Genomic DNA, 15,311 nt, shown 5'->3' with positions numbered 1-15,311 from the left:
TACAATTTTAAGTATGTATTTTGCTTAGGTTTCTAAATTTACCAGGTGATAATCCCGTTTTACTTTTAAACAATCTGTTAAAATAATAATCAGATTCAAAACCTAGCTCATAGGCTATTTCTTTTTGGTTTTTTTCGGAACTTAACAGTAGCTCTTTAGATTTTTCAACTTTTAATAATAAATAATACTGCAAAGGGGAAACACCTGTTTGCTTTTTAAAGTCTAATCTAAATTTAGAATAGCTCACACCTAATTCGGTAGCCATTTTTTTTAAGTCAATGTTTTTATTAATGTTTTCATACATTAAACCTTTTGCTTTAGAGACCATAGAGTTTAGGTCTTCTATGTTGTTTCCTCCGTGCTTTATGTTATGGAGTTCTGCCATAAGTTGCATACATATACCCGAGGCTAATTTTTGAAACCCAAAAGGTTCTTCATCAAATAATTTAAAAAGGGAATTAAAATAATTTAAAACTTGAGGTTTATTGCATTTAGATATTACAGGCTCATTAGGCGTAAAAAAACCATTTGATAATAACTGATTGGCTATGTCACCAGAGAATCCAACCCAGCGTTCTGTCCATCCTGTTTTTTTTAACGGTTTGTATTTATGCCAAACTCCAGGAAATAATAAAAAAAGGTCCCCATCAGATACTTTTAGAGGTCCACTTTCTTTACTTTCAAAAAAACCTTCGCCTTTGGTTATAAGCACAACATGAAATTCATCTAAAACACGACCTCTGTTCCAAGTGAAAAAATAATTATCTGGATGGTCTTTTGGAGGGTAATTACTGTTTTTTTCGATAACAGTTCGTCCTAGGTTATTTATGTAAAAACCCCATTTTTTATCATTTTCAAGAGTTATTAGATATTTTCGGTATGTATTTTTCATATCATTTTGTGCAACTAATATATCAAATTGTTAATTGATAAATAGTGTTTAATTATAGAAATTTATAAAAAAATAAAGTCCCTACTTCAATTTAAAATAAAGCATGTTTTCAAATCTGTGTTTTATCATAATATACGGGTAACATGTATTATAAGATTTTTAAATTATTACAAATGAAAAATAAATTATTAAGTCCATTTAATTCAGTTTTTAAAGTTGTTATTGTTACCGTTTTTATGTTAACAATAATCAGTTGTAATTCAAAAACTAAAAGCGAGGTTACGCCAATAGATCTTAAATGCGAATACCTTGTAGATCCGTTAGGAATAGATAATGTGCAACCAAGATTAAGTTGGAAAATTATAGATAAAAATAAAACCCGTGGTCAAAAGCAAACAGGGTTTCAAATAATAGTAGCCAATAGTATAGAAAATCTAAACGCAAATAAAGGTGATGTATGGGATTCTGGTCAGGTTTCAGATGCGCAATCTGTTAATAATATATACCAAGGTAAAGCATTAACTTCCGGACAAATTTGTTATTGGAAAGTTCGTGTTTGGGATGTATCTGGTAGCGTTTCTAATTGGAGTGAGCCAGCCAAATTTGCAATGGGATTGTTAAATGAAAAAGATTGGACAGGCGATTGGATTTACAAAAACGACCAAACAAAAAAAGATCATAACTGGTACAGAAAAAACGTAATACTTACTGATGTTCCAGAATCTGGACTTATACACGTGGCTTCTTTTGGATACCACGAAGTTTATGTTAATGGCGAAAAAGTAAGTAATGCTGTTATGAATCCGGTGTATTCGATGATGAAAAAACGTTTACCGTATTTAACCTACGACATAAAAAATCACCTTAAAAAAGGAGATAACGTTATTGGTATTTGGCACGCTGCAGGTTGGGCTAGATGGGGAAGAATGGTTGAGTATCACGATGCGCCGTTTGTATTTAAAGCGCAAGCTAATATTTCTGTTGCAGGTAATAATATGGTTTTAGCAACAGATACAACCTGGAAATGTAAAAAAAGTTACAGCGCGTATTACGGGCCTTGGGATATTTTAAATTTTGGAGGAGAAGTCATTGATGAGCGTTTACGTGAAGATGATTGGAACAAAGCAGATTACAACGATAGCAATTGGGCAAATGCCGTTGTTTTCAATCAGTCTGATGCAAAAGAAATTGGTAAAGCCGATATTTATTTGGGTTTAAAAGGAGCTAAAGTTGTAGAAAGCACCGATAATAATCCGCCAACAAGTAAAATAACCGCGACTCTAAGTGCGCAAATGGTAGAGCCCCAAGTTAAGTTTAAAGAGGTAAAACCTATTGGTGTTCAAAAAAATAACGATGGTACTTACGTGGTAGATATGGGAGAAAACTACACAGGTTTCTTCGAGATGAATTTATTTAACGGTTCAGAAGGTGATACAGTAACCTTTGAAATTAGTGACCAGCTAGGACAAACTTCTTCTTGGGAACAAAAAAGTATGTATATCTATGATAAATCTGGAGAAGGTCATTTTACCAATCGTTTTAATGTAGCAGGTGGTCGTTGGATTACAATTCAGGGGATAAATTATAAGCCAGAATTAAAAGATATTAAGGGTTATGTAATAACCAATGATCGTAAACAAATTAGCCAATTTGAAAGCTCTAGCGAACTTTTAAATAAAATTTATCAAATTAATTTAAACACGTATATCGCAAATACTATTGATGGTATTTTGGTGGATTGTCCACATCGTGAAAGACGTGGTTGGGGAGAGGTTACTGTTGCGGCTATGTATGGCGATGCTTTACCAAATTTTGAAAGTGGAGCTTATATGGAGCAATATGCACAATTTATGCAAGACTCTCAAGCTGATAATGGTAAAATGCGAGCGGTTATTAATGGTGATGATTTTAATTTTTTAATGTGGATGGCAAATAGCCCAATTACCATTTGGGAAACCTACAGAATGTTAGGTGATAAAAAGCTACTGAACAATCATTATCCAGCATTAAAAAAATGGATGAATTGGCTATATGAACATTCAAACTATGAAACAGGAGGTGCGCTAAAAGTAGGAAAACAAGGTTCTATGGCTTTTCCTGGTTTAGGAGATTGGTGTACGCCACGTGGAAATTTCTGGACTTCAAGTAACTCTCCAGAATCTGCACATTTTAATAATTGCGTGTATGCTTTTATGTTAGATGCAGCTAAGAATATTGCCGAAGCATTAGATAAAAATGAGGATGCAAAAGTTTTTGCAGATCGTTTAGAGGTGCAACGTAAGGCAACACATAAAGAGCTTTACAATCCTGAAACAGGAAAATATGGCGAAGGTCACCAAGTAAATCAAGCATTTGCATTAATTGCTGGTGTTACTCCAGAATCAGAAAAACAAAAGGTATATGATAATTTGGTAGACCAAGTACTGTATAAGTTTCCATATTATGATACAGGTAGTTCTGGGCAAGCACTTTATACACGTTATTTTACTGAGTATGGCGAGCGTATGGATTTAATTTACGAACTACTTCAAGATAAACGTCACCCAAGTTATGGGTACTTTATTGAGCAAGGAAAAACGGTATGGCCAGAGAGATGGTCTGCTGTAGGTGGCAGTCAAATACATACATGTTATACAGGTATTGGTGGTTATTTTATCAAAGGTTTTGGAGGAATAAGACCCGATTCTGAAATATTTGGAATGAAACGTTTTATTGTAAAACCTGCTCCGGTAGGCGATTTAACGTTTGCGAATACAGCTTATAAATCGATGTATGGAGATATTGTTGTAAACTGGAAGAAAAAGGACAATTCAGCAGTTTTTCAAATTGAAATTCCTGTAAATACATCAGCTAAAATATACATTCCAGCCATTTCAAGTAAAGATGTTTTAGAGGGTGATATTATTGCAGAAAATGTTGAAGGAATTAATTATATAGGCACAGAAAAAAGTGATGCTGTTGGAAATTATGTTATTTATGAAGTAGAATCTGGTGTGTACAACTTTAACGTGACGGAGCTTCCTAAAACAAAATATCCGGAGCCTTTAAATCAACAAGAAAATTTAGCTTTAATAGCACGAATGAATGCGTCTTCAATGACTATTAAATCTGATAAATTACCAGTTTTTGAAGCTTTTAGAGCGAATGACGAAAATATTGAAACGCATTGGAAAGCAAGTGGTTTAGAAAAGGAATGGTTAGAGATAGAATGGGTGAAGCCTGTAACTTTCAATACTATTGTACTTAAAGAAATAGACAAGCATATCACCAATTATAAAATTCAATATTTAAAAGAAAACCAATGGGTAGATCTTGCTAACGGAACTTCTTTTGGAGATCTTAAAACATTCAATTTTCAAACGGTTACATCTAAAAAATGTAGATTGTTTATCACTAGCGCTAAAGATAAACCAAGCGTTTCAGAGTTTGAAGTATATCAAAAATAAATAGTTGAATATCATGCTACAAACAAAATTTATAAAATGAATAATTTCTTCAATAAAAGTCTAAAATGGGTAGGCGGTACTATGCTGACTATACTTTTTTTAGCATTACTATCTAGTTGTAAATCTGATAATTCAGAAATACTTGAAGTGAATGATTTGCGTTGCGAATACCGCATAAATCCTTTAGGTATAGATAATACTGCGCCAAGATTAAGTTGGAAGTTAGTTGATCAACATCAAAAAAGAGGACAAAAACAATCAGCGTTTCAAATACTTGTTGCGAGTAGTTTAGATAATTTGAACAATAATATTGGCGATTTATGGGATTCTGGTAAAACAGAAACCAATGCGTCTGTAAATAATGTTTACGCGGGTAAAAAATTAGCATCTAACCAAGCTTGTTTTTGGAAAGTAAAAGTTTGGGATGCTGCAAACAAGGAATCTAATTGGAGTGATTCTGGTAAATTTTCAATGGGACTTTTAAAATCAGAAGATTGGAAAGGGGATTGGATTTACAAAGCAGATCAAAAAAAGATCGATCATAACTGGTATAGAAAAACGTTCACACTTTCAGAAAATGCTACTTCGGCTTTTGTGCACGTAGGATCTTTTGGTTATCATGAATTGTATGTGAACGGTGAAAAAGTTACCGATAATGTATTGAATCCTGTGGCATCTTATATGAAAAAAAGGATTCCTTATTTAACGTATGATATTGCTGATAAATTAAAAAAAGGAAACAATGTTATTGCGGTATGGCACGCTGCTGGTTGGGCACGTTGGACACGTATTCGAGAATATAGAATGGTTCCGTTTGTATTTAAAGCACAAGCAGAAATTGTTGCAGGAGGAGAAAATATTACTTTAAAAACAGATGAAACTTGGAAAACTAAAAAAAGTAATTCTGAATATTATGGAGATTGGGATATTCTGCGTTTTGGAGGTGAAACGATTGATGATAGCAAAAGAGAAGACGATTGGAATACTGCACAATATAATGACAGCAATTGGATGAATGCAAGTGTGTACGATTATGAAGTTTTAAATGCTAAAATACCTGAAGGTAACAATATAAGTTTTGCCTTAAACAGTAATAAAAACAGAGAAGTTCGTGCGTTGTATAGTCCAATAAAAGCTGAGTTAAGCGCTCAAATGGTAGAGCCTCAAGTAAAATTTAAGAAGATAAAAGCTATTGGGGTTGCTAAAAATGATGATGGAACCTATCGTATTGATTTAGGAGAAAACTATACAGGTTTTTTTGAAATGGATTTGTATAATGGAAAGGAAGGTGATTCTATTTTGTTTGAAATTAGTGATCAGACCGAAAGAATTATGAATTGGAGTCAAAAAAGTAAATATATTTTTGGGAAATCAGGAAAAGGAAAGTTTTCCAACCGGTTTAATGTTGCAGGAGGACGTTGGGTTACCGTTTATGGGTTAAAATATGAACCTAAAATAGCAGATGCAAGAGGTTATGTAGTGACTAACAATCGTAAGCAAATCAGCAAATTTGAATCTTCAAGTGCGCAATTGAATCAAATTTATCAAGTTAATTTAAATACCTATTTAGCCAATACTATGGATGGTATTTTGGTCGATTGTCCACACCGTGAACGACGTGGTTGGGGAGAAGTTACTGTAGCTGCAATGTATGGTGATGCGTTGCCCAATTTTGAAAGTGGCGCGTATATGGATCAATATTTACAATATACTAGAGATGCACAATTTCTAGATGGTCAAACTAGAGCCGTATTAAATGAAGAAGATCGTCCGTTTTTAATGTGGAAAGCAAATAACCCACTAACAGTTTGGGAAACTTACAGAATGTTAGGCGATAAAAAAGTACTAGAAGACAATTACGAATCGATGCAAAAATGGATGACTTGGTTGTATGAGCATTCTAATTACAAAACTGGTGGTGCTTTAATAATTGGTGAACAAGGAAAAAGAGAAATGCCAGGTTTGGGAGATTGGTGTACGCCACGTGGTAATTTCTGGACAAGTAGTAATTCTCCAGACGCAGCACATTTTAACAATTGTTTATATGCTTTTATGTTAGAAAATGCGATGCATATTTCAGAGGCATTGAATAAAACTGAAGATGCACTAGCTTATAAAAATAGATTGAAAGTGCAGCAAGAAGCAACCCATAAACTGTCTTACAATCCAGAAACGGGTAAATATTTAAAGGGGTATCAAGTAGATCAAGCTTTTGCACTTTTATCGGGAGTAACACCAGCATCAGAAAAAGAAAAAGCAGAGGCGCAATTGGTTAATAATGTGTTGTATGATTTTCCATATTACGATACAGGTAGTTCTGGTCAAGCCCTTTATACACGCTATTTTACAGAGTCTGGTGAGCGTATGGATTTAATTTATGAGTTGTTAAGAGACAAACACCATCCTAGTTATGGCTATTTTATAGAACAAGGTAAAACGGTATGGCCAGAGCGTTGGTCTGCGGTAGGAAATAGTCAAATTCACACTTGTTACACAGGTATTGGTGGGTATTTTATTAAAGGTTTTGGTGGAATTAGACCAAATCCGGAAAGTTTAGGAATGCAAAATATGATTATAAAACCAGCTCCTGTTGGCGATTTAACCTATGCCAATACAGCATACGAATCGATGTATGGTAATGTGGTTGTTAATTGGACAAAGAAAGCAAACACAGCTACATTTCATATTGAAGTTCCTGTAAATACAACGGCAAAAGTATATTTACCAGCAACGGATAAAAATAGTATAACTGAAGGCGGAGCATTGGCCGAAAATTCAGAATATATAAGCTACGTAGGTACAGAAAAAAATGATGCGGTTGGAAATTATGTAATCTATAATGTAACATCTGGTATTTACGATTTTAATGTGACCGATGTGCCAGAAACAAGCTATCCAGAGCCATTAAATAACTTAACTAATTTTGCTTTAATAGGTAGAATGAGTGCATCGTCTATGTTTATTGAAACTGAAAAACTACCAGGTTTTGAAGCCTTTAAAGCCAATGATGAAGATGATGAAACACGCTGGTTATCTGCTGAAACTAAAAATCAATATTTAGAAGTCGCTTGGGTAAAACCTCAAACGTTTAACCAGATAATGATTAATGAGTTTGACAATCAAATTACAAACTATAAAATTCTATACTGGGAAAATGACAAATGGAAAGATCTTGTAAGTTATACCACTTGTGGTGCAAATAAAACGCATAAATTTGATGCTGTTACAGCTACAAAATGTAGAATTTATATTATTGATGCTAAAAAAGCACCATCAATTTCAGAAATAAAAATATATCAATCTAATTAAATAAAATGGTGGTCTTAAGATTTAGGTATTTTATTACTTTATGTTGTGTAGCTCTTTTTTGTGGTTGCACAACGTCTCGTTCTTTAATTGCTAAAGATGTAGATGCACATAATTATTTGTCTAAAGTAAAACAAGACCTCTTAAAAAAGTGGCCAGATAATAAAACCATAAACATTGTATTTCACGGTCATAGTGTGCCGTCAGGATATTTTAAAACACCAAATGTAAATACACTAGCTGCGTATCCGCATTTGGTTTTAGAAAAGTTAAAAGAAAAATATCCGTATGCAGTAATAAATACAATTTTGACAGGTATTGGTGGGGAAAATTCTGTTAAGGGTGCTGCTAGGTTTAAAAATACTGTTTTAAACCACAAACCAGATGTGCTTTTTATAGACTACGCTTTAAATGATAGACGTGTTGGTTTAGAAAAAGCTAAAAAAGCGTGGAAAAAGATGATTGAAGAAGCGTTAAAACAAAACATTCCTGTGGTATTATTAACACCTTCCCCAGACACGAGAGTTGATTATAATAACCCTGAAAACGAATTAAAACAGCATACAAATCAAATTAGGTTACTAGCCAAAAAATATAATGTAGGTTTAGTAGATAGTTATAAGGCCTTCGAATTTCTTTATGGTGATACCAAAGAACTAAAAAAATACATGGCACAAATAAATCATCCTAATAAAAAAGGACATGAGTTAATTGCTAACCAGATCATTAAATATTTTGAATAAATAAAGATTATATGAAACATTTTTTATTACGAAGTATATTAAATAATACTTTACTAATGGTTTTAATACTAACATCTTGTAACGCTTCAGGGAAAAAGAGTTTAAACTCAATAGGCGAAAATAGCATTGCAGATGATAAGTCTAATATCTTGATTTATTACAATGAACTTCATTTACAATTAGTAAAAAAACGAATTAAAGAAAAGGATAGTTATTTCAATATTAAGTACCATGAGGTGTTAAAAGAAGGACAAGCGGCGTTGGATTATGTGGCGGATCCTGTAACAAATAAAACCCAAATTCCTCCTAGTAAAGATTTGCACGATTATTTAAGTTACGCGCCTTATAGGTGGCCAGATGCTTCTAAACTAGATGGCTTGCCTTGGGTTGCTCGAGATGGTGTAATTAATCCAGTTTCACGTGGTGCAGATACAGATTTTAACAGGAAGACTGAATTTTTTGATGCTATCGAGAAGCTAACATGGTCTTATTATTTTTCAGAAGATAAGAAGTTTGCAGAAAAAGCGATTAAATTAATTAAGGTTTGGTATTTGAACCCTGAAACTAGGGTAAATCCCAATATTAATTTTGGTCAAGGTGTTCCTGGTATTGCAGATGGAAGAAAAGCAGGGGTTCATGAATGGTGTCAGCAATCTCAAGTAATCACAGCAATGCAAATGTTTGAAAACGATGGGATTCTACCTAAAGACGTAAAACAAGGCATGGATATTTGGTTTAATGATTATCTCCATTGGCTTATAACCAACCCTATGGCAATTGAAGCGGGTTTAACTAGGCAGAACCATGCAAATCATTATAATTATCAAGTAGTTGGGTTAATGATGTATCTCGGCAAGAATGAAGAAGCAAAAAAAGTAATTGAAGACGCCAAACAAGTTCGAATTGCAGATCAAATTATGCCAGATGGAAGCCAACCTAGGGAAATGGGGAGAACCAAATCTGTACAGTATGCCACTTTAAATTTGTGGTCTATGACGGAGTTGACACTTATGGGGAGAAAGTTAGGCATAGATTTATGGGCTTTTGAAACGGAAGATGGTAGAAGCCTAAAAAAAGCTTATAAATATTTGACTCCTTTTGTGTTAGGTACTGAAAAATGGCCTCAGCGGCAAATTACCGAAGGCGGTCCTGAAAAAGCAATTGAAATGTATTTGAAACCAACGTTCTCAATGGCATCTACGTCTTTTGACACTACATTAATAGCTCCCAAATTTAAAACTTATATTAATTTGAAGCCCCTTGATGCCTTGAGGTATCCTCCGGTTGATATCAACTTATAAAGTAATTGTTAATTAAATTAATCTAGATGTATCTTCTGTTTAAATAATATCAATGTATAATTTTAAAATGAATAAAATGAAAAAAAAATATCAATTAAAAAGAGTCATCACTATTTTATTGTGTACTCTAGTCTTTTATAGTATTGAAGCCCAAGTAACGCTGTCTACAGATTTTACAAATGATAGCTATAAAAATCAACCTCTGCATAATATTTGGGATGTTGCAAATCGTATAAGTCCTACAAATGGTTCTAACATACGACCAGGTCTCAAAATGAATATTGTTAGAATGGTTGGTGGTATTAGAAAAGTTGTTAATGGGGTTTCTCACAAAGATTTAGATTTCGATCCATGTCTTTACGATTCAATAAATAACACCTATGTTTATAGATGGGAACCACTTATTGAAAGACTTAATAAAGTGGTAAACTCTCAAACAGAGATTCTACAAATAGCATTAGATCAACCGCCATGGGCTTTTCAGCATGGTTATACATTTATTCCAGAAGGAACTAGAGATAATATAAATTTCCGTGAAAACGAAAAGATGTCTATTTATGGGAACTCATTACCTCCTGCTGATAAACAAGCTTATCATGATTTTATAAAGGCTTTAATGACTAAATTAGTGGAAACCTATGGGGAAGAACAGGTTTCAAAATGGCGTTTCAGAGTAGGTTCTGAAATTGAAACACCAGATCATTGGTATGGTACAAAACAAGATTTTATTGAGCATTTTGAAAATACTGAAAAAGCAGTACGATCTGTATTACCTAATGCTATTATTGGGCTTCATACAAGAGCTCCAGGTTTTTTATTTAAAAACGGAACCGAATTAAATTATAAAGGAGAACCTTTTGCGTCGTTTATAGATGATCTTATCGAGTATTCTTTTGATAATAATTTAAGATATGATTTTTGGGGAATATCAGATTATGTAATTATTGGCAATAGTTCTTTAAGAAACATGAAGGACAAATACGATAATCTTTTTAAAGGTTTAGTAGATCACCCAAAATGGAATACAAATACCAAGATAGATTTAATGGAGTATGCAACGGTCACAACCATGAATGGGGCAGATGGAAAAGGGTTTATAAATAATGCAACCTCGCATGCAGAAATTGTAGAGTTAGCTTTTTCTAATATTTTTTATAAAAATAAAGACAAAGGATTAGAGTTTGTTTATAGATGGGGTAATAAAACAGGGACTCAAGATCCAACTGCTATTGCAACATTGAATACCATGAATGGATTGACGCATTACTCTACCGAATTATCAGGAACGCCAAATTCATCAACGAATGAATTAGATGCTTTTTTTGCTAAAAATGAATTAACTTCAGAGTATGATGCTATGATTTACAATTATAATTCAAATTCATTAAATTATAGGGATAATGAACTTGTAAATCTTTCTTTTTCTACAGATCTTCCTGTTGGTACAACGCTTTATTATCGAAGTTTATCATACGGAGAAAATAATAACAAGCTTCAAAACTTTTTAAAAGAAAATCCTAATACTGTTAAATCTGGTTTTAATAATATGGGAGATCCAAATCGTATATTAACAGAGGCAGGCTTAACGGCCTATAATGCCTATGTTAATCCAAATCCAGAAGAATTTAGTGAATGGACAAGTGTAACAACTATATCTCGTACTGATGGAGAGAGTGGTTCTGTAGTAACTGTAAATACTGAGCTTCCGTCTTTTGCATTTCAGAAATTTGAATTCAGATCAGAGGATCATTTTGTTCAAGCTATAGCGCCAACTTCTGTCGTATGGACAACAACTGAAGACTTTTCGCCTTGGACTTCAGTTAGCTCAGGAATGAATGTAAACACAGATGATGATAAGCTAACATTAGATTTTTCAGATGGATTTGCATTTCCTATGGCGGCTATAACAGGGTTGAATATTAATTCTGATTTATATGGAATTTTAAGGTTAGTTGTTAAAAACAGTACTGGAGAGCCAAGTCTTCAAATGGCTGCTAATATACCTGGTACAGAATTTGCTTCAGGTAGAAAAAAAATAACCATTCCTAATGATAATGAATGGCATACTATTGATGTAAATCTTACAGATTGGTCACACTGGTCAGGTACCATTAATGAGTTTAAAGTGTACAGTAGAATAAATACGGGAAGTATTGTTTTTGATAGAATAGAGTTTATTCCTTTAGAAACGGTTACTACGCATAATGTAACACTTACACAAGAAGGTGATGGATTGTTAAATTATACAAGTGGAACTGCTTTTACAGGACAGCAATTTAATTTAAATGCAATAGCTAATGATGGTTGGGAATTTCAAAGCTGGACAGGAGATATAGTAAGTACAGATAATCCGTTTACTTTAACAGTAACTTCAGATTTAGATATAAAAGCAGTTTTTATTAAAAAAGCTTTATCTGTAAAAGAAAATTCGCTTAATAATTTAGTGGTTTATCCTAATCCTAGTAATAACGGTGTTTTTAACGTAAATACACCTCTAGATCAAAGATGGGAAGTTTATAGTATTACAGGTAATAAAGTTTTAATTGGTAATGGCCATAAAGTTAATATATCTTCATTTTCAAAAGGCATGTATATATTAAAAATAGGAGGTACGTTTAAAAAGCTACTTTATAATTAATTATAAGAATTAAATTGTTTAAAATAATCATAATAAATACAGTAACTAAAAAATAGAAATGTATAAATTAAAGAGATTATCTACTTACACTAACTACAAAAATGTAGTTACAACCACTTTTATTGTTTTGGCAATATGTGTGCTACAGAGTTGTAGTACTAGCCAGAATTCAAACACGAATAACGTTAGTATTCAAAAAGAAAGTTCAGATCTTTATAGTAGTTTTCAAAATCCACCAGCCCAAGCACGTCCATTTGTTCGTTGGTGGTGGAACGGAGATAAAATTAAAGCGAAAGAATTAGATCGTGAGTTGGAGTCGTTACACAGTGTAGGTTTTGGTGGTGTAGAAATTAATCCTATTGGTATGCCAGCAGCTCCTGATAATGGAGATAAGTCTTTAGTTTGGATGAGTGACGAATGGATTGATATGGTAGTACATGCGAGTAAAAAAGCCAAAGATTTAGGCATGATTACCGATATGATTGCTGGTACAGGTTGGCCATTTGGAGGCGAGTTTCTAAAAGACGATGAAACTTGCCAACGTATGGTTTCCGATAATGTGGCTTATAAAGGTGGTGAAACTATTTCTGTAGACGAACCTTTTCTTATCAATTTATATAAAGAAAAATATAAAAACTACCGTGCTCAAAAACACATTAGCGAGCGTACAACTTACAAACTATCGCACGTAACGTTAGTACCAGAAAATTGCGAGAATGCCAATGAGGTGATAGATCTTAAAAAGTATATAGATAGCAACGGAAAATTATCGTACAAGATAGAAAAAGAAGGAAATTACTTTTTAAGCTATGGCTTAGTACAACAAAATTTTAGAGATGTAACATTAGGTGCGCCAGGTGGTGCAGGACCTGTAATGGATCATTATAAAAAAGAAATGACCTTAGCGTATTTAAATAGATTAAAGAAAATATCTGAGCGATCTGGATATCCTTTAAGCGATTTAATAAGAGCTTTATTTTGCGATAGTATAGAAGTTTCTGGAGCAAACTGGACCGATGGTTTTGCTGATATTTTTTATAAAGCATATGGTTATAAATTAGATAATTGGTTGCCTTTTGTATTTTATTTAGCCTATGATGATTATTCAAAAGATAAATATTCTAAAAATTTCACACCAGAGTTTAAAGATCAATTAAAGCGTGTACGTTATGATTATAATAAATTATTGGTAGAAACATTCTTAAAAAACTTTACCCAAACTTATAAAGATTTTTGTGAAGAAAATAATGTGTTATGTCGTTACCAAGCTTACGGAACACCATTTTTAATGGGGCTTTTAGATGGTAATATGATACCAGATATTCCAGAAAGTAATAACTGGATTTATACCGTTGAAATGAAAGATTCTATCTGGAAATGGAAAGAAAGTCATGGGTATATGCTTTGGAATATGCATGCGTCTGCAGGGGCACACTTAACAGGAAAGAAAATTACAAGTAGTGAAGCATTTACCAATTTACATGGGGTTTTTAAAGCAACCCTTGAAGAGATAAAGCAGCATGATGATATGAATTTTATTACAGGAATTAATCATACTGTAGTGCATGGTTATAACTATTCGCCACCTGAAGTTGAGTTTCCAGGATGGGTTCGTTTTGGTACTTATTTTAGTGAACGAAATACTTGGTGGGAGCATTTAAACCATTGGACAGATTATAATGCACGTTTATCTCATGTATTTCAAAATTCGCAAGCAGAAAAATCGGTGGCTATAGTTGGTCCAACCGCAGATGTTTGGGGAGATTACGGATTAAACCGTGGCAAACTTCAAAACAACCTGGGGTATTTGTATAAATTATGGGAGGCTATCAGTCAGTTAGGATATTCGTGTGAATACATCAATCAAAGAGTTTTAGAAGGCTCCGTAATTAAAGATGGGACTATTTCTTTTGGTGATATGACCTATGATTTACTTGTTTTAGCAAGCTTAAAATCGATTAGCCCAGAAGCAGCAATAATAATAAAAAACTATGTAGAATCTGGAGGAAAAGTAGTGGTTGTAGATCAAATGCCAACAAAATCATTGCATTTTAAAGATTTTGAAAAAAATGATAACATTGTAAAAAGTACTTTAAATAAGTTATTGGCAGAAAATCCTAAATCATTTATTCAGGTTAAAGAACCAAAGTCTTTAGATGATTTATTACCTTGGACAGAACAGATTTTAAAAGAATCTAAAATTGCTGCAGATGTTGTAATTAGCAATCCAACTAAAAAGGTGTATCAATTACATCAGTTTACTGCAGATAAAGATATTTACTTTTTTACTAATATAAACAGATTCGAAACCACCAATTTTGATGCTAAATTTCCTGTTGAAGGGAAATACCCTTGGGTTTGGAATCCTGAAACAGGAGAAAGAACACCGTATTATTACGCTTCTAAAACAAATGAGTTAAGCATCAGTTTAAATCCTTTAGAGTCTTTATTATTAATTTTTGAAGACGAGAAACCATCTGTAAAAGCTGTTCCCGTAAGTACTAAAATAAAAGATTCTAAAGTATTAGATGTTAATTGGAACATAACAGGAAATCAAATAAATAAACAAAGTTTTACGTGGCAAATGAAAGATCTTATCGATTTTAGTAAATCTAACGATAGCACACAAAGTAATTTTGGTGGAAAAATAATTTATAAAACAACGGTAAGTAACACAGCAGGTTTTACACATTTAGATTTAGGTGATGTAAACGAAGGGGTTACAGAGTTGTACGTGAATGGGCAAAAAGTAGGGAAGCGTTGGTACGGAAAAGCGCTTTATGATATAGAAGATTATCTTAAAAAAGGCAATAATGAAATAGAAATTCATTACACCACAGTATTGGCAAACTACGCGAAATCGCTTAAAAATAATAAAATGACCATTGGTTGGACTAAACGATACAAAGATTTAGTACCAACAGGTATCGAAGGGCCTGTAAAGCTTTTAATGTATTGAATTAAGAGAGAATCATAGGAATTAAA

General features: G+C 33.0%; 7 protein-coding genes. 6 read left to right on the top strand and 1 reads right to left on the bottom strand.

The features are described from left to right. Positions 1 to 7: 7 nt before the first annotated feature. On the bottom strand, positions 8 to 892 hold the full coding sequence (locus HNQ90_RS12610; RefSeq protein WP_144116388.1) for an AraC family transcriptional regulator: 885 nt from the start codon (positions 890 to 892) through the stop codon (positions 8 to 10). Between the two features lie 173 nt (positions 893 to 1,065). On the opposite strand from HNQ90_RS12610, the gene HNQ90_RS12605 reads away from it, so the two are divergent. The 6 genes from HNQ90_RS12605 (at position 1,066) to HNQ90_RS12580 (ending at position 15,285) form a co-directional block, all read left to right on the top strand. Then, positions 1,066 to 4,338, top strand: coding sequence for a family 78 glycoside hydrolase catalytic domain (locus HNQ90_RS12605; RefSeq protein ID WP_172625871.1), 3,273 nt, complete (start codon positions 1,066 to 1,068; stop codon positions 4,336 to 4,338). A gap of 36 nt (positions 4,339 to 4,374) precedes the next feature. Beyond that, positions 4,375 to 7,647: a family 78 glycoside hydrolase catalytic domain gene (locus HNQ90_RS12600; protein WP_144116386.1), complete on the top strand. Its 3,273-nt coding sequence runs from the start codon at positions 4,375 to 4,377 to the stop codon at positions 7,645 to 7,647. A gap of 5 nt (positions 7,648 to 7,652) precedes the next feature. Then, entirely contained in the window at positions 7,653 to 8,387 is a 735-nt protein-coding gene (locus HNQ90_RS12595) for an SGNH/GDSL hydrolase family protein (protein WP_144116385.1), read from the top strand. 11 nt (positions 8,388 to 8,398) lie between these two features. Continuing rightward, on the top strand, positions 8,399 to 9,688 hold the full coding sequence (locus HNQ90_RS12590) for an alginate lyase family protein (RefSeq protein ID WP_144116384.1): 1,290 nt from the start codon (positions 8,399 to 8,401) through the stop codon (positions 9,686 to 9,688). A 76-nt stretch (positions 9,689 to 9,764) separates the two neighbouring features. Next, the gene (locus tag HNQ90_RS12585) at positions 9,765 to 12,326 is read left to right on the top strand and encodes a GH39 family glycosyl hydrolase (RefSeq protein WP_172625870.1); all 2,562 of its coding nucleotides are present in this window, start codon (positions 9,765 to 9,767) and stop codon (positions 12,324 to 12,326) included. 58 nt (positions 12,327 to 12,384) lie between these two features. Beyond that, on the top strand, positions 12,385 to 15,285 hold the full coding sequence (locus HNQ90_RS12580) for a glycosyl hydrolase (RefSeq protein WP_144116382.1): 2,901 nt from the start codon (positions 12,385 to 12,387) through the stop codon (positions 15,283 to 15,285). The last annotated feature ends 26 nt before the right edge of the window (positions 15,286 to 15,311 follow it).

The sequence above is a fragment of the Algibacter amylolyticus genome, assembly GCF_014202225.1.
Taxonomy (GTDB): domain Bacteria; phylum Bacteroidota; class Bacteroidia; order Flavobacteriales; family Flavobacteriaceae; genus Algibacter_B; species Algibacter_B amylolyticus.
Note: the sequence above shows the minus strand (reverse complement) of the source record. Positions and strands in the feature narration are given on the sequence as shown.

Coding starts and splice junctions, on each gene's coding strand:
- HNQ90_RS12610 (WP_144116388.1), bottom strand. CDS start 892: ATGAAAAATACATACCGAAAATATCTAATAACTCTTGAAAATGATAAA.
- HNQ90_RS12605 (WP_172625871.1), top strand. CDS start 1,066: ATGAAAAATAAATTATTAAGTCCATTTAATTCAGTTTTTAAAGTTGTT.
- HNQ90_RS12600 (WP_144116386.1), top strand. CDS start 4,375: ATGAATAATTTCTTCAATAAAAGTCTAAAATGGGTAGGCGGTACTATG.
- HNQ90_RS12595 (WP_144116385.1), top strand. CDS start 7,653: ATGGTGGTCTTAAGATTTAGGTATTTTATTACTTTATGTTGTGTAGCT.
- HNQ90_RS12590 (WP_144116384.1), top strand. CDS start 8,399: ATGAAACATTTTTTATTACGAAGTATATTAAATAATACTTTACTAATG.
- HNQ90_RS12585 (WP_172625870.1), top strand. CDS start 9,765: ATGAAAAAAAAATATCAATTAAAAAGAGTCATCACTATTTTATTGTGT.
- HNQ90_RS12580 (WP_144116382.1), top strand. CDS start 12,385: ATGTATAAATTAAAGAGATTATCTACTTACACTAACTACAAAAATGTA.